This window comes from Polyangium fumosum (assembly GCF_005144585.1).
In the GTDB taxonomy this organism is placed as follows: Bacteria; Myxococcota_A; Polyangia; order Polyangiales; family Polyangiaceae; genus Polyangium; species Polyangium fumosum.
In genome coordinates this window covers 126,039-141,231 of record NZ_SSMQ01000005.1, presented here as the reverse complement: position 1 = coordinate 141,231, position 15,193 = coordinate 126,039, and the positions used below count along the sequence as shown (strand labels likewise).

The 15,193-nt window shown below is 67.4% G+C and carries 13 protein-coding genes; 8 read left to right on the top strand and 5 right to left on the bottom strand.

The features are described 5' to 3' along the window. The first annotated feature begins 297 nt into the window (after window positions 1-297). Window positions 298-675, top strand: coding sequence for a hypothetical protein (locus E8A74_RS06880; RefSeq protein WP_136928122.1), 378 nt, complete (start codon window positions 298-300; stop codon window positions 673-675). A gap of 74 nt (window positions 676-749) precedes the next feature. On the opposite strand, the gene E8A74_RS06875 is transcribed toward E8A74_RS06880, so the two are convergent. Further along, window positions 750-1,163 carry a DUF3224 domain-containing protein gene (locus tag E8A74_RS06875; RefSeq protein ID WP_136928121.1) on the bottom strand — a complete coding sequence of 138 codons (414 nt, stop codon included), beginning with the start codon at window positions 1,161-1,163 and terminating at the stop codon, window positions 750-752. Between the two features lie 99 nt (window positions 1,164-1,262). Here E8A74_RS06875 and E8A74_RS06870 point away from each other — a divergent pair, with 99 nt between their 5' ends. From E8A74_RS06870 to E8A74_RS06860, 3 genes are all read left to right on the top strand, one after another. Next, entirely contained in the window at window positions 1,263-2,087 is an 825-nt protein-coding gene (locus E8A74_RS06870; RefSeq protein WP_136928120.1) for a metallophosphoesterase, read from the top strand. Window positions 2,088-2,162: 75 nt separating this feature from the next. Further along, window positions 2,163-3,515, top strand: coding sequence for a radical SAM protein (locus E8A74_RS06865; RefSeq protein ID WP_136928119.1), 1,353 nt, complete (start codon window positions 2,163-2,165; stop codon window positions 3,513-3,515). Window positions 3,516-3,742: 227 nt separating this feature from the next. After that, entirely contained in the window at window positions 3,743-6,250 is a 2,508-nt protein-coding gene (locus E8A74_RS06860; RefSeq protein ID WP_136928118.1) for an ATP-binding protein, read from the top strand. Here the strand turns inward: E8A74_RS06860 and lepB are convergent. Then, the gene (gene lepB / locus E8A74_RS06855) at window positions 6,247-6,798 is read right to left on the bottom strand and encodes a signal peptidase I (RefSeq protein WP_170228915.1); all 552 of its coding nucleotides are present in this window, start codon (window positions 6,796-6,798) and stop codon (window positions 6,247-6,249) included. The two genes, E8A74_RS06860 and lepB, sit on opposite strands and share 4 nt — an antisense overlap. Before the next feature lie 253 nt (window positions 6,799-7,051). On the opposite strand from lepB, the gene E8A74_RS06850 reads away from it, so the two are divergent. From E8A74_RS06850 to E8A74_RS06840, 3 genes are all read left to right on the top strand, one after another. Beyond that, entirely contained in the window at window positions 7,052-7,732 is a 681-nt protein-coding gene (locus tag E8A74_RS06850) for a TetR/AcrR family transcriptional regulator (RefSeq protein WP_136928116.1), read from the top strand. Then, the gene (locus E8A74_RS06845; RefSeq protein WP_136928115.1) at window positions 7,733-8,494 is read left to right on the top strand and encodes an SDR family NAD(P)-dependent oxidoreductase; all 762 of its coding nucleotides are present in this window, start codon (window positions 7,733-7,735) and stop codon (window positions 8,492-8,494) included. Window positions 8,495-8,571: 77 nt separating this feature from the next. After that, complete coding sequence (locus E8A74_RS06840; RefSeq protein WP_170228914.1) at window positions 8,572-9,399, top strand: phytochelatin synthase family protein; 828 nt, start codon at window positions 8,572-8,574, stop codon at window positions 9,397-9,399. A gap of 58 nt (window positions 9,400-9,457) precedes the next feature. On the opposite strand, the gene E8A74_RS06835 is transcribed toward E8A74_RS06840, so the two are convergent. Continuing rightward, window positions 9,458-11,470 (bottom strand): Hint domain-containing protein, encoded by a 2,013-nt coding sequence (locus tag E8A74_RS06835; protein WP_136928113.1) that lies wholly within the window; start codon window positions 11,468-11,470, stop codon window positions 9,458-9,460. A 77-nt stretch (window positions 11,471-11,547) separates the two neighbouring features. Between E8A74_RS06835 and E8A74_RS06830 the strand changes: the two genes are divergently transcribed. Next, the gene (locus E8A74_RS06830) at window positions 11,548-13,431 is read left to right on the top strand and encodes a hypothetical protein (RefSeq protein WP_136928112.1); all 1,884 of its coding nucleotides are present in this window, start codon (window positions 11,548-11,550) and stop codon (window positions 13,429-13,431) included. Between the two features lie 37 nt (window positions 13,432-13,468). On the opposite strand, the gene E8A74_RS06825 is transcribed toward E8A74_RS06830, so the two are convergent. Next, window positions 13,469-14,215, bottom strand: coding sequence for a hypothetical protein (locus tag E8A74_RS06825; RefSeq protein ID WP_136928111.1), 747 nt, complete (start codon window positions 14,213-14,215; stop codon window positions 13,469-13,471). Further along, window positions 14,212-15,156, bottom strand: coding sequence for a LysR family transcriptional regulator (locus E8A74_RS06820; protein ID WP_136928110.1), 945 nt, complete (start codon window positions 15,154-15,156; stop codon window positions 14,212-14,214). The genes E8A74_RS06825 and E8A74_RS06820 overlap by 4 nt, the downstream gene beginning before the upstream one ends. Between the last annotated feature and the right edge of the window lie 37 nt (window positions 15,157-15,193).

The window sequence follows — 15,193 nt, the reverse complement described above, 5'->3', positions numbered from 1 at the left end:
GCCCCGCGAGACACGGCGCCGCGACACTGTCACGCCGCCGTGACACCCAGTGTTTCGCCTTCGTGACAGCGCTTCTGCGCGCCGGACATCGGGGGCTCGTAGACCGGAATGACAAGTGCCCATCGCCGCCCGTTGTCCTCGCCTGGCACGTCCTGTGCGAGACGGGGCCGTGCATTGAAAACTCCCACACGCAGAACGCCCCTGAAGAAGCTAGGCGCGCTCGGACTCTTCGTCCTTCTCGCGGCGAGCACTGCCCTCGCCCGGGTGACGAGTTCGCGTTCGGATCGTCTCGCTGCCGTGGGACGTCATTATGGCGATGCAGCGGGTTACATCCGCATCGCAACGACCAGCGACGGCATCAAGTACGTCGCCACCGCCGACGGACCGAAACCGTTCGTCGCGTACAAACTGGGCGACAAGATCACAGACGACGCGACGCTGGCGGCTTGCGGCATCCACGCGGCCGGGGGGCTCGTCGGTTGCGATCCTGCGTATGGCGCGAGCATGCTTTACGCGCTGGAGGACCTGCAGAGCTCCGCGCCCGGCCCGAGCGAGATGTCGATCCAGTGCCACGTACCCTTCGGGACCACGGGCTACTGCAAGGTCACTTGGCTCGACGGGGGCGCGAGGTGTTATGTGTGCAGCGATCGCGCCTGCGCCAAGACCCATTGCTAGATAGGTCCAGCATTCAGCTCGGCCTGCGGTCGGCATTCGACGGAGTCCACGAACTCAAACGGCTCGTCTACGCGTCACAGAGCCGTGGGTTCGGCAGGCAGATCGTAATCGAACGTGTATCGGTGTTCGCCGCCCACAATGTCGATTTGCATTCGGCCGCGCAGCCCCGTGAGGGCGCCCGTGGCGGTATCGGGCACCACGGTCACCGAAAGCGAGGCGGCCCCGCGGTCCATCGTGCCGCTGTGTTGCAGCACGAAGCTCCCAGCGCGCCCTTCGAGGGCGCCTTCCACGCGCTCGATCGCCACGTATCCGGCCGAGCCCTTCACGCCAGACACCGCGCTGATCATCTCCACGATGCTCGTGGCCACGAGCCCGCCCTCGAATCGTTTCTCAAAGCGGCTGCGCCCGAGCGTGGCACCTTCGCGGGTATCGTAGGGCGGTTCGGCGGTGCGGGCGATATCGAAGCGTCCTTGGGCCTTGTGGTTCATGGCAGCGAACGGTACCGGGACAGACCCCGGCGCGCAACCCCGTCGGCGGCGTTTTCCTGCGGTACGGGCGCGGGGCCGTTGAGACTGCTAGGATCTCGGATGCAGAAGCGCCTGACGCGACGAGACCTTCTGCGCGTCGCGGGTTGTTGTGCGGTCGGGATCGCCGCGCTCGATGCCCTCGTGATCGAGCCTGCCTGGGTGGAGATCGTCGAGCACGACATCCCCGTCCCAGGCCTCCCGCGGGGCCTCGAGGGCTTCCGCATCGCCCACCTCTCAGATTTGCATCTGCGTTCGCTCGGACATGTGCACGACGCCGTTTTGGCGGCGATGAAGTCGTTCCAGCCAAACCTCGTCGTCTTGACCGGCGACTCGGTCGAGGATCCGAATGCGCTCGCCGTGCTCTCGGAGTTCTGCCGCGCGCTCGCCGCGACGGGACGCGAGGTGGTCGCGACGGTCGGGAACTGGGAGCACTGGGGCGAGGTCCCGATGGACGACCTTCGTCGGGCATTCGTGCGTGTCGGCGCGAGGCTCCTCGGAAACGAATCCACGCGGCTCACGAGCGGCATTGCCGTCGTGGCCACGGACGATTTTTGCAGCGGGCACGACGATCTCTCCGCCGCGTTGCGCGCCCCGCCCCCCGGACCCGCGCGGCTGTTTCTCACGCACGCGCCTGGCATTTTCGATGAGCTGCCCAGCGACGCGCCGCGCTTCGACCTCGGCCTCTCGGGACACACGCATGGCGGACAGGTGCGGGCCTTCGGCGCGCCGCTATGGCTCCCGCCCGGATCGGGGCGCTTTCGATCGGGGATGTATACGACGGCCAAGGGGCCCATTTACGTGAGCCGCGGCATCGGCACGAGTGTTCTGCCCGTGCGGTTCACCTGCAGGCCGGAGTTGCCTCTCTTGCGGCTCGTGGCTGGATGAGCGGGAACTCGCTGGATCTCGTCGCGCCCGAGGCTGAAACCGAGTAGACTCCGATGCTCCGCGTGGGAGGCGTCGATGCGCTTCATTCTCAGCAACTACGGGCACCGCTACCTCGTGCACCTCGCGCGCTCGGGCGCGCTCGACCAGGCCCTCGAAGCGGACGACGTGGGGCGGCTCGGTCGGATCTTCTCTCGCGGCGTCCTCGACGAGGACGAAAGCCCCGAACTCTCGGCGCTCGTCGCGCGCGGGATGATCGAGCCGGCCCCCGAGGGCATGGATCGTGACGCCGCCCGCCTGCGTTACGATCGCAACCCGCTGGAGCACCTCCGGCGCGTGGTCTTCGAGTACACGACGGTCTGCAACCTCGATTGCAATCATTGCCGCAATTGGAACCTGGAAGCGCACGCCGAGGCCGATCCGACGCGGCTCCGGCGGGTCGTCGACGCCGTCGTGCCGCTCGGCCTGGGCCGCTTCGATTTCATCGGCGGCGAGGTCACGCTGTACGGTAAGGGATGGCTGGATCTCGTCGCGTACATCCGTGCGCAGGGTGGCACGCACGCGTCCGTCATCACGAGCGGGTGGTTCTTCGGCGAAACGAACTTTCGCGCGGCGGGAAAACGTTATGCCGACGATCGCGAATATCTGGGTGATCTCCGGGCGCGCGGCCTCACCCACGTCATTGTCAGCCTCGACGGCCCTGCCGCGGTGCACGACGCTTGCCGCGGGGTGCCGGGCCTCTACGATCGCGTGATCGAAGGGCTCGACAAGGTGCGCGACGCCGGCCTCGAACCACGCGTGTCTCTCGTGGTCGGCATGGGCTCCTCCCGCGCGGAGACGCGACCGTGGATGGCCGGCCTCTCGCGGCGCATCTATGGTCCCGAGCCGGACGATCTCACGGCTGCGCAGCGGCTCGTGCTGGACGACTCCAATTACGTGAGCAATTTCATCGACGTTGGCGGGGGCGTGAAGCTCCGGCGCTCACGCGGCGATCTCGCGGCGTTCACCAATGATGAACTCCGCTGCAAGAACTTTTTCCGCCCCGCCCCCACGTTGCGTATCAAGGCGACGGGCGAGATCGCGCTCTGCCCTCTGATCGAGGGCGGCGACGGGTACGGCAACGTGCATGAGCGGGACATCGTCGAGCTGCTCAATCACATGCAGGACGCGTTCGTTTACAAGCTGCACGCCGAGCGGCGTGTTGGCGCGCACCTTCGTTTCATGAAGCCCGAGGTCTTTGGCGGGAGCATCGGGCACGCCTGCAGCGTGCGCGTGGCGATCAACATGATCGCCCGGACCATGCACGAGCGTGGCGTGGCCGCGGACGATCAGGCGGCGATTCACGCCATCAACGTGGAAGTCGCCGAGAAAATGGGCGTACTGCCACGGACCGGCATCCACCGCGCCAATGGTCACGTCCGCGCACGGTGATCGGTCGGACCTTGGCCGTGGGGTACCCGGCGCGGGGCATCACGATTCGGACAACATCGACGAGATCATAGCCAAAGCCATGGCGTGGCTCCTCGAGCGCTGACGTCGCTCGGCTTCCCGCGAAACGAACGGGCTGCACGGCTCGACCGGCGAAATTCTTCCCACACCACCACGAACGGCAGAGGCAACTCCAGGCGCTGCGCATTACGAAGCGGTGGGGTAGGCGCATGGGAAAAAGCGGTAAGGCGGACTGGTCCCGCACCCTTGGTTCTGCCGCCGCGTTGTTCACGAGTTACTTCCTCCTCGCGGACTGGGGGCTGCGGTGGGCGACGGTTCGCGGCGCGGGCTCGCCGGTGTTCCCCGCTGCGGGGGTCGCCCTCGCCGGCCTTTTGCTCGGCGGTCGGCGCTTATGGCCGGCCGTGTTCGCCGGCAGGCTGGTGGAATTTCTCGTGGACGGGCGTGCCCTTCCGTTCTGGGCCCAGGCCACCATTGCGATGGGAAACGCGCTCGCTGCCGTGGTCGGAGCCTGGATCCTGGAGCGCGTTCGTATCCGGCTCGCGCTGACGCGCCTGCGCGACGTGCTGGCCTTGATCGGCGCCGGCCTCGTCAGCTCGGCCGTCGGCGCCACCATCGGGAGTGTCGCGCTCGCCAGCGTGGTTGCGCATGCATTCGCGTGGGCTCCCGTGTTGTGGCTCAACTGGTGGGCGGGCAATGTGGCGGGCGTACTGGTCGTCGCGCCCCTCGTGTTGAGCTGGACGCGCAGCGAGCCGATTGGCCGGAGCCTTCGGTGGTGGCTACAACTCTTGTTGAGCACAGTGACGGCCGGGAGCGTCGCATGGTTGATCTTCGGGCCTCACGTGCCCCGCCTCCCCCTCGCATGGGCGATTTTCCCGGCGCTCATGTGGGGGGCGTTGGCGGGGGGCGTGCGGGGCGCGACGACGGCCATGCTCCCGGTGGCCGCAGCCGCCGTCTGGGGCACGACGGCAGGGTATGGGGCATTTGCCACCCTCGCAGATCATTTCCAGCTCGTGCTTCTCCAGCAATTCGTCGCCGTGGCCGCAATGACCACGCTCGTCCTGGCCGTCGTCGTGGACGAATGGCGAAGGGGCGAGGTGCTCCGCGAGAACGAGGAACGGCTGCGCCTCGCCAGCCGAGCGGGGCGGACCGGCGTCTGGACGTGGAACCTCACGACGGGGAGGACCTTTTGGACCACGGAGGCCTGCGAGCTTTATGGCCATCGAGGGGGCTGCATGGTCGATTACGAGCGGTGGATCGAGAGCGTCCATCCAGACGACCGCGAGCTGGCCCGAAAGACGGTCAACGAGGCCATCGAGCAGGCTCGGTCCGGAGGGAGTGGTCCCCATTCCTACAAGGATGAATATCGCGTCATCCACGCCGACGGTACCGTCGTGTGGCTGGAATCGAGCGGGGCCATCGAATACAAGGGGGACGAGCTCGTGATGCTCGGGGTCGTCCGGGACATCACGGAGCGGAAGCTCGCCGAGGCGGCTTTGCACGAGAGCGAAGCGCACGTCCGCCGTGTCCTCGATAACCTGTTCGCATTCGTGGGCGTAATGGCCCTCGACGGAACGCTTCTCCAGTGCAATCGCGCGCCGCTCGAAGCGGCGAACATCTCTGCCGCCGATGTCCTCGGAAAGAGATTTTGGGATTGTTATTGGTGGAGCGGTTTGCCCGAAGCGCAGGCGCGGCTCCACGACGCCATGGCCCGCGCCAGGCGCGGCGAGGTCGTTCGGTTCGACGTGACGGCGCGTATGGCGGGTGATTCACTCATCTGCGTCGACTTTCAGCTCGCGCCGCTGCGCGACGATGAGGGGCACGTCACCCATCTGATCCCTTCCGGAATGGATATCACGGCACGCAAGCGAGCCGAGAACGAGCGCGAGCGATTGCTGAAGAGCGAGCGGGCCGCCCGCGCGGACGCCGAGCGCGCGAGCCGCCTCAAAGATGAATTCCTTTCGACGGTGAGCCACGAACTCCGCACCCCGCTCACTGCCATTCTCGGTTGGTCGCAGGTGTTACGCCGCTGGGCAAACGGCAAGGACCAGGACCTCCACAGGGGGTTCATGGCCATCGATCGCAATGCCCGCGCCCTGACACAGCTCATCGAGGACCTGCTCGACATGGGCCGGATCAACTCCGGGAAGGCGCACCTGGACATGCGAGCGGTGGACCTGCACGATGTGGTCGCGCTCGTCCTCTCGTCTGTCGCTCCTTCGGCTGCGGCAAAGCAGATCCAGCTCGAATCCCAGTCGAGACCTTTTTCGGGGAGGGTGCGGGGGGATCCGAACCGGCTGCAACAGGTCGTCTCGAACCTCGTGACCAATGCCGTCAAATTCACCCCGAGCGGCGGGAAGGTGCAGGTCACGCTCGACCGCGTGGATGGTGATGCCGAGATCACCGTCACCGATACGGGGCAAGGCATCAAACCCGAGTTCATGCCGTACGTCTTCGAGCGGTTTCGCCAGGCCGACAGCTCGACGACGCGCGAGCACGGCGGCCTCGGCCTCGGCCTTGCCATCGTGAAGAACCTGGTCGAGCTCCATGGCGGCACCGTGGGCGTGACGAGCGCCGGTGAAGGAATGGGCGCGACGTTCGCCGTCCGGCTCCCCATTTCCGACGCTCGGACGTCCGGGGCCGAGGAGGTATGCGACGTGCAGGATCTAGGTGGGATTGCGGTATGCCCCGTGGATGATTCGAGGCGACGGACGGGCTAGAGCGTTTTCCAGGTGAAATCGCCGTTGCGGAGGAACACGCGTACGGCGCGCCCGCGGATCGCGTCGCGCGCGACGAAGCCGAAGAGCCGGCCGTCGTGGCTGTTTCCGCGATTGTCGCCCATAACGAGGTAATGGCCGTCGGGGACGCGCACGGGGCCGAAATCCGGACCGCCGAGGCGCAGGGGGTGGCGCGTCTCGCCGAGCGCCTCCCAGGCGCCGCCGCGCTCGTGCGTGACGGGTGCTTTCAGCCCATTGAGCGTGACGCGGCCGCCCTTCACGGCGATCATGTCTCCAGGCCCCGCAACGACCCGCTTCAATAACGTGCTGTCGTTTTCGGGCGACGCCAGGACGACCACGTCCCCTGGCTTCGGCTCAGCGAGCGGCAGGATATACGTGTCGATCACGGGCAAACGAATTCCGAACGCGCGTTTGTCGACGAGGATACGGTCGCCGACCTGGACCGTCGGCTCCATCGAGCCGCTCGGCACGACGTAATGGTCGGCGAGCGAGGTCCGCGCCATGAGCATGACGGCAGCGGCGACGCCCATCGGCAGAAACTCTTTGAGGACGTGACGGCGGCGACGCGGGCGCGACAGTGGCGACGGCGAGGACGAAGGCGCAGGGGGAGGGGTGGAAGGGTGAGCAGAAAGAGGTTCGGCCATCACGCCAGAATCCGGCCGCGCCTGCGTCTATTCCCGCGAAGTTGCCCCACGACGTCGCGGGCGCCTCGGACGCGTGCCGGCCGGGCGTCCACGGCATCCTTGACAGTACGACCGATCGGTCATATGACTGATCGGTCGCATGCCGAAGAGCACATTTTTCCGGCTCCCCGAGGAGAGGCGCGCGCGTCTCGTGCACGAGGCCATCGCCGAGTTCGCCGATCGGACGTACGCCGAGGCATCGCTGTCGCAGATCGCGCGCCGCGCGAACATCCCCAAAGGCAGCGTCTATCAATACTTCGAAGACAAGCTTGACCTTTACCGATGGCTCCTCACCGAGGAGGCGCCGCGCCTAAAGCGCGCGTTCGTCGGAATGCCGAGCCCGGAAGGCGATTTCTGGACGCGTTTCGATGACTTCGTCGAGCGTGGCATGGCGTTCCTCGTCGAGCACCCGCGCCTCGCCCGGCTCTCTGCGGCTGCGGCCGATCCGACGGCGAATCCGGAGGTCCGCGGCCTGCACAAGGCCATCTGCGAAGCAGGCCTTCAGGAGCTCCGGGCCGTGCTCGAAGTCGGCGCCGAGCGCGGCGCGCTCCATGCGCCCGATTTGGATGTGGCGACGCGCCTCGTAGCCACGATCATCGGCCCTGGATTGACCGACGTGGTGCTCCAGGAGCTCGGGGCCGAGCTCCACGAAGTGCTGGCATCGGATTCCCTCCGCAAGCGGCTCGGGCCCAAGCGCCGTCGAGCGCTGGCCCATCAGGCCGTCGACTTTATTCGAAAAGGCTTGGGCTCGGGGAAGCCCGAGCGCCGAAAGGAAACGTGAATGATCCGATTCGATTTCTCGGGGCGCGTCGCGCTCGTCATCGGCGGCAGCTCGGGCATCGGGCTCGCTTCGGCGCGCGGATTCACGCGGGCGGGCGCGTGTGTCGCCATCGCCGCCCGCGGGGAAAACGCGGGACGTGAGGCCTGCACGGCGCTGCGAGCCGAGGGCGGGCGCGCTCTTTTCGTCCCGACCGACGTGCGGGACGAGGCCGCGGTGTCGCGTGCCGTGGAAGAGACCGTGAAGCATTTGGGCCGGCTCGATTTTGCGGTGAACTGCGCCGGCGGCGGGGACATGGCTCCGCTCGACGCCACCGATCAGGGCGTGTGGGACGACGTCATGGCCGTCAATGCCCGGGGGGTATGGCTCGCCATGCGCCATGAGATCCCGGCGATGATTGCGTCGGGAGGAGGTTCCATCGTCAACATCAGCTCGATTTTCGGGATGGCCGGGAGGCCTGCGCAGCACGCGTACGTCGCCTCCAAGCACGCGGTCATCGGAATGACGCGGTCGGTGGCGCTGGAGTATGCGACCCGGGGAATCCGCGTCAATGCGATTTGTGCGGGCGTCACCGCGACGCCCAGCATGCGCCAGTTCGAGACGTTTGCCCCCGAGATCGTCCAAAACCTCGTCGCGCAGCATCCGATGTCGCGGATGGCCACCGCGGAGGAGATTGCAGGCGCCGTGCTCTGGTTGTGCTCCGACAGCGCGGGGTACGTGACCGGCGCGCCTCTGCCGGTCGACGGCGGCTTTCTCGCCGCGTGATGAAGAGCGGAGGTTCTCCGATGGTCGACACGGGACGAATGAAAGTTCTTCGACGAACAGCGGTGGCGCTTGCCACGATGACCTGGCTCCTCGCGGCGCCTGCACGCGCGCAGCAAAGCGCGCTCCCGGCCGACCTCGTCGCGCTCGACACGCGCGAGGGCGAGGCGCTCCTCGTCGAATCGGCCGCGCGCGCCGATTACTTTCACATTGCCGGACACCACACGACGCAGGAGACACCTGCTGCGTGTGGCATTGCGAGCGCCGTCACGATTCTCAACGCCCTTCAGGTGCCCGCGCCGCTGGACGACAAACTGGGCATCCAGACCTTCACGCACGGCGATTTCTTCAACTCGTGCACGCGCGCCGTCTACACGCCCGAGTCCGTCGCGCGAGGCGGGAACACGCTGGCGCAGCTCGCGGATCTGCTCCGCTGCCATCCTGTACGCGTCGACGTCGTTCACGGCGAGGACACGACGCTGGAGGATTTTCGCAAGCGCCTCGCCGAGAACCTCGCCGATCCGACGAACTTCATCGTCGTGAATTATCTACGGTCGGAGGTCGGTCAGGAGTACACGGGCCACCATTCTCCGCTCGGCGCCTACAACGCCGCGAAGGACCGTGTGCTCGTGATGGACGTCGCGCGATACAAGTATCCGCCCACCTGGGTGCCGACCGAGTCGCTTTACAAGGCGATTCGTACGACGGACCTCGTGTCGGGCCGTTCTCGCGGATACCTGGTCGTGGCCGCCGCGGAAAAGCCACCGGGGCCGTCGGGCGAGCGCTCTGCGCGCAGCCCGCTTCGTATCCTCGGCGGCATCGCAGCGGTCGTGTTCGTCGCGGGCTTCGGGCTGGGTGTCATCGTGGGAGCATGGCGCACGCGGCGCAAGCTCGCGAGGAAGGCATAGGCGCGTGATGGCAAGCCGCTGGAGGGGTTCGTCCGCAGTGCCGTTTTCCTTGGCCCGATCAGTAGTTGTGCACCAAGACGCCGCCGGCGAAGTAATTGTGGAGGCCATCGACGGAGAGGTCGTACACCGTCGTGCGATGGTCGAAATCGGTACGCGCGTCGAGCGTCACCGGCGCGCTATCCACACCGAGCAAAACATCGCCGATTTCGAGGGCCCGCGCACGAACGTATCCGCGACCCACCACGAAGATGGGATGCTCGGCCGTCACGCGTAACTCCTCCCCATTCGAGAGCCGGAACGTCGCCACCGGCCGTTCCTCGCGCTCGGCGAGGCGGCGGACCTGCAAAACGCGGCGTGCGGAGCTTTCGACATCATAACCGATCACGGCGTCGCCGGGCCGCAGGCGCTCGATGGGCACCTCGCCCCGCGGCGTCGTGACGGGCGTGCCCGCGGCGAAGCAGGACGCGCCGGCGATCCCGTGCACGGCATGGGTCGACGGACGCATCGTGCCCTTGGCATCACGCAAGCAGGGCATGAGCAGATACCCGCCATCACAATCGATGGGAACCCCGGAGAGCTGCACATCGAGCTCCGCGCCGTCCGCCGTTCGGAGCGCGCGCTCGCCGAGGAGCGCGTCGAGCAGCCGCCGATCGAGCGTACGAACCACGGTGCCCGCGTCGCAGGCGAGCGCGGTGCGCGCGCCCGGCGCTTTTTCCTGCGGGGCGGCCACGATGGCGACGGCGCGGGCCTCCGGTGGGAGCTCGCGGACGCGGAGCGTCACATCGAGGCTGCAATCGTAGCTGGAGGGCGCCGGCACAAGCTCGATGGGGCCAGCCGGCGGAGGGGAGAGTTTGTCGGGTTCACCGGGGCGCGCTTGGCTCGGCCGTTCGTCGCGGACGAGGAGATCGTCGATGAAACAATCGTCCGGCGCGCCCACATCGAGCCACGCCGCATGAAACCGTTCAGCGTCGCTGGGGGCGGCGGCGAGGCGAGGGCGGGCCCCGGACGAGGTGAGGAGCACGTCACCCTTTTGCAACTTCGACGCGGCTCGGAACGTCCCGGCGTCTGGCAAGAAAAAACCGCGCGCCTGAGGGACCTGGATACGCCGTCCGTCGTCGAGGCGCAACCACACCGAAGGGAACGACTTCTCACGTACGGCGCGTACGCGTGTCGTGACCTGTTTCTTCTTGGCGACGTCATACGCAAGCACGTGATGCCCCACGACGAGCCGATCGGCCTGAACGCCGCCGGACGGCGTCGCCACGATATTGCGCTCCTCGGAGCCGTCGAGGAGCGAGACGGACGAGCCCCAGGCGTCGTCCACGGCGTGCAGGCGTCCTTCACGGTCGCGCACGCAGCCGAGCACCGCATAACGCCGGTCACGGCGGATTTCCGGCAGAGCAAGCCGGATGGGGAGGGTCAAATCGTCGCCGCCCGCGGCTGCAAATACGGCGCGTCCGGCTTCGCGCACGACCCGTCCGTCGCGGCAATTCATGCGCACGAGTCCGCCGAGCGGCTCTCCTTTTTCGGCGAGCACGAGCGCAAACGAGACGGCGTCGTCGTCGAGCGGCGTGACCCGCACGCCGACCTCGATGGCCCCTGGTAAGGCGTGCGCAGAGAGCCAAGGCACGTGGCGCTCACCGGCGAGCGTGCTGGTCGCGACCAAGCGTTCTTTCCGATAAGCACAAACGCGGTACGAATCGCCGTCCGACAGCGGTTTTTTCGCGGTCGTGGGCAGCGTGAGGCGGGTGCCGCGGAGCTTCGCCTGCGGGAACGTGGCAAAGAGTTCGCCCGCGTCACATGAGCTCGGAACGATGGGGCCGCGGCTCCTGCGCACCGTGAGACGATCAAACGGCGCCGAGGGCTTGAGCAGGCGGAAGCGCAGCGCCGGCAAACCACGGTCGTCGTTGAATTCGGTGATCGACGCGACGGCCTGCGCTTCGGGGAGCTTCGGCGCCGCGTCGGCTACGCCGAGGCCCGTGTCCGCGGCGCCGCAGCTTGCGCGCAGGCCCGCGCCGAGGACGAGGAGCGTGCGCCAGGCGCGTCGGCGTTGTGGATGGAGCGTGGCCATGGGGTCGTCGCGACCCGAGCACGGTTCTCCCTCGATGGGCAAGTATTCCGCCACGCATCAGGATGCTAGGATTGCGCGTGGCGCAAGCGTTCCCCTCGATCCTCGCTGTCCTCGCGACGTGCACGGCGCTGCTCGGGTGCTGCCGTCCGCCTCCTTGCCTCTCGGGCGCCTGTCCCCAGGTCGGTTTCGCCACGCCCGACGAGATGTTCCGCCTCGTGCGCCGGGAGCTCGAACGATCCGAGGCCGCGACGCCGCTCGTCGGCGCGCACATCCTCGAAAAACTCCCCTGGCTGTTTCCCGACGTCAGCAACCTGCACGACGAACCTCGATGCCGCTTGGATCTCGTCGACGCGGCTTCCGCGGCGACGTTCGACGAGACGCCGGTCGTGTTTTCGCGTTGGCTCATAGGGTGCATCCGCGCCGTGGGGGACCTGCAGAGCACGCGGGACGTGATGGACGCAAAAACCGTCTATCTGCGAAGGCTCGCCGAGCTCGACGAGGCGCGCCTGTCCGCGTACCAGTTTTCCCCCGGCGAGTCCGGCCCATCGCCGCCGAAATCGTATGTGCGATATGCGGCGCTCTCGATGCTCGTGAGCGACGGCATTCCCCTGCACGAAGCGGAAGCGCTTTTCCGGCGGCTTCAGACGTCCGCGGACGATCGCACGGCGTGGATCCTGCACGACAAGGTGATGAGCTATCTCGGCACGGCCATCTACCGGACCCCGTGGCACGCCATCGACGACCAGGCCAAGGGCCTGTTTCGCTCATGGCTTCCCGATATGCAGCGGCGGCTCCAGGGCCCGCCCGACCCCCTCTCGCTCGAAATCGTGCTCCAGCGCATGTTGCCGCTGGGAGTCTTCAGCACCAAGCTCGGCCTGACCGACGAGGCGCGCAAGCTCCTCGAAGGCGTCATCGCGGCGCGGGGAGAATTTCCGCTCACGCGGGGCATTCCCGGTGCTGCGCGTGATCTGGCGGTCACCGCGCGGCTCGCGCTTTTCGACCTCGAGACACCGCACACCAGCACCAGCGTAAGGACGCTGCTGCCTTCGCCCGCGCGCAAGGTCTTCCGACCAGACGAGGAATGGCTCCGAGATCCTGCGCCGGCGCGTCCCCCCGCCTCTGCCGTTGCCGCGCGGATGCGCGACCTCGACGGGGAGCTTCTGGAGCTGAAATTCTCGTATGGTCGTTGCCACGTGCTGCGGGAGCAGGCGATATGGGTGCTCCCCGGCGACGCGGACCGCCTCTTCGACAGGATGGTCGCGCCGCTTTCGCAAGGCAGCAAGGTAGCGTTCAGCTCCGAAGCATTCTGTCGCATGCGCGCCGCGACCGGGATTCGCGCCGCGCCGGAGAGCAAGCGCGTGGGCCTCGTGCTTCGGTGGTTGCGCGCGAGGCCGGCCGACATCGCCGAATGGGATCCGACCGGCGACAACACGCACAGCATGATCGGGCCCGACACCGACAAGAGGCAGGTCCAGACGCGCGCCGCGTCGGTGATGTCCGAAAACATCGAATGGGTCGAACATCACGCCGAGCTGCGTGCGTGGCTCTCGGAGCAAGCGCAGAGGCGGAACCCTTCCACGGGGCACGCGGAGCACGGCTACGTGTGGGAAGAGCTCCAGCCGGCCTACGAGAGGCTGCTCGCGTTTCATGCATCGGGGCACCCCGGTGCGAGCGTCGAGGTTGGTCGAGCCATTGTGCGCACGTGGATCGAGAGCGCGCGGGCCAGGCTCGCGACCGAGAGCGACGCCGCCTCCTACAGTTCTGCGCTTGCCTTGAGGCTCTTTGCCCTGGGCGATTTCGCCGTACGCTTCGGCTTGCGTGACGAAGCACAGGCGCTCTTCGACGACATGGCGAAACGTGTCGTTCCACCCCCGGCGGAGGACAGCCTGGGGCTCCATTTGTCCCTTGCGCACGACGCGACGGTCGCATCGCTGCTGATGTCGTTCACCCTTTCCCAATAGTGAATCGTCCCGACCGTCGTCATCGCGGGATCATGCATCAAAAGGCCCCGCCCACCACCGCGCCGCCCCCCGCGAGCGGCGCGACGTACCACGAAAAACTCGGCGCAGGCCGCCGCGCGCGTCCGACACGCTCGCCGCCTTCCTTGCTGTATTCGTTCCAATCGTCAATCGCCGTGGTCGGCATCGTGAAGATCTGCGCCTCGCTGAGTGCGATACCGATCGTCGCGCTCAACGCGCCCGTCACCGGTCGGCCATACCCCAGCGCCAGCACCAGGCCGACGCTCGTCGATACCGTGCCGCAGAGCACGTGATTGAACCATTTGCGGCGGAGCACCTCTGACGCGGCGCTTTCCCGGAGCAGCCGCTCGCCGCGCGCGAGTTTGAGCTTTCGTTCCTCCGGCGTAGACCCCGGCATCGCTCGTAGATCCGCAGCGGCATGACGCGCGGGAAACGGAGCGAGCCCGAGAGGAATCAGGCCGAGGGACGAACCGACCGCGCCCACGGCGGCGTCGGCGCGGAGGCCGGGATCGGTGACGGCGAGGGCAAGGACGCCCTGTCCGACGGTCAGCGCGCTCCACCCCGTGTACCAGCCATACCACCATCGATTCGCCGCGGCGGTGCCAGAGTCGAGGCGCGCCTGGAGGAAGGCGATGCGCCGCGTGACCTCTGCGTCCGAGGGAGACGCGGCGCCCAGCGGGGCCTCGGCCCGCGTGGAGGATGCGGCGAGCGTAATGGCAGAGGCGACGAGGAGCGCGAGGTGGGGCCGGACGAAGTTTGTCATCATGATGCGTTCCGCTCCTTGGGATTCCCTGTTTTACCATGACCGCGCCCGCGGGGCGTCGATTCTCGCACGATCGCGATGAACGCGCGCAGCGCCGCGCGGACGAGCCGGTGGCTCGGGTGAAACAAGCGAAGGCCGGGGAACGGCGGCGTCCAGTCGGCGAGTACGCGAACGAGGCGTCCCGCTGCGACGTCAGCGGCGGCCGCGCGATCACTCACGAACGCGAGGCCCGCGCCTTCGAGGGCCGCTTGCAGAATGAGGTCGTCGTTGTCGAGCGTCAGCGCGCCGTGGATGTCGACGGTCACTTCGCGACCGCGTTTTTCGAGCTCCCAGCGGTAGACCTGGCCGCTCGCCATGCGGCGGCGGATGCACTCGTGGCCGAGAAGGTCCTTGGGCCTCGTTGGTTTCGGGCGGGCCGCGAAATACGACGGCGCGCCGACCACGGCCATGCTCAGGTCCGCGCCGCAGGGGATCGCGACCATGTCCTGCGGCACGGCCTCGGCGAGCCGCACGCCTGCATCGAAGCCCTCGGCGACGATGTCGACGAGGCGGTCTTCCGTGACGAGCTCGACGCGGACGTCGGGATGGCGGCGTCGCATTTCGAGGATCATGGGAAGCACCTCGATCTGCGCGGCGCCTTTCGAGGTGTTGATGCGCAGCGTGCCGCTCGGCGTGTCACGCAGCTCGTGCACCTCGTCGAGCGTGGACGAGACCTCCCGGAGCGCCGGCTGCAGGCGCCTGACGAAATGCTCGCCGGCCGCCGAGAGCGACACGCTCCGCGTCGTGCGATGGAACAGCCGGACGCCGAGCCTCTGTTCGAGCGCGGAGATCGCATGGCTCAACGCGGAAGGCGACATTTCGAGTTGCCTGGCCGCGGCGCGGAAGCTCTTCTGGCTCGCGATGGCGACCACGGCTTCGAGCTCGATCAAGCTGGCGCGGATCATTGTTCCAAAATTTGCATCAGACCATGCCGGATTGCAC

Excerpts from the sequence above, each read along its gene's own strand:
- E8A74_RS06875 (WP_136928121.1), bottom strand. The coding sequence starts at position 1,163 with ATGAACCACAAGGCCCAAGGACGCTTCGATATCGCCCGCACCGCCGAA.
- E8A74_RS06870 (WP_136928120.1), top strand. The coding sequence starts at position 1,263 with ATGCAGAAGCGCCTGACGCGACGAGACCTTCTGCGCGTCGCGGGTTGT.
- E8A74_RS06865 (WP_136928119.1), top strand. The coding sequence starts at position 2,163 with ATGCGCTTCATTCTCAGCAACTACGGGCACCGCTACCTCGTGCACCTC.
- E8A74_RS06860 (WP_136928118.1), top strand. The coding sequence starts at position 3,743 with ATGGGAAAAAGCGGTAAGGCGGACTGGTCCCGCACCCTTGGTTCTGCC.
- lepB (WP_170228915.1), bottom strand. The coding sequence starts at position 6,798 with ATGGGCGTCGCCGCTGCCGTCATGCTCATGGCGCGGACCTCGCTCGCC.
- E8A74_RS06850 (WP_136928116.1), top strand. The coding sequence starts at position 7,052 with ATGCCGAAGAGCACATTTTTCCGGCTCCCCGAGGAGAGGCGCGCGCGT.
- E8A74_RS06845 (WP_136928115.1), top strand. The coding sequence starts at position 7,733 with ATGATCCGATTCGATTTCTCGGGGCGCGTCGCGCTCGTCATCGGCGGC.
- E8A74_RS06840 (WP_170228914.1), top strand. The coding sequence starts at position 8,572 with ATGACCTGGCTCCTCGCGGCGCCTGCACGCGCGCAGCAAAGCGCGCTC.
- E8A74_RS06835 (WP_136928113.1), bottom strand. The coding sequence starts at position 11,470 with ATGGCCACGCTCCATCCACAACGCCGACGCGCCTGGCGCACGCTCCTC.
- E8A74_RS06825 (WP_136928111.1), bottom strand. The coding sequence starts at position 14,215 with ATGATGACAAACTTCGTCCGGCCCCACCTCGCGCTCCTCGTCGCCTCT.
- E8A74_RS06820 (WP_136928110.1), bottom strand. The coding sequence starts at position 15,156 with ATGATCCGCGCCAGCTTGATCGAGCTCGAAGCCGTGGTCGCCATCGCG.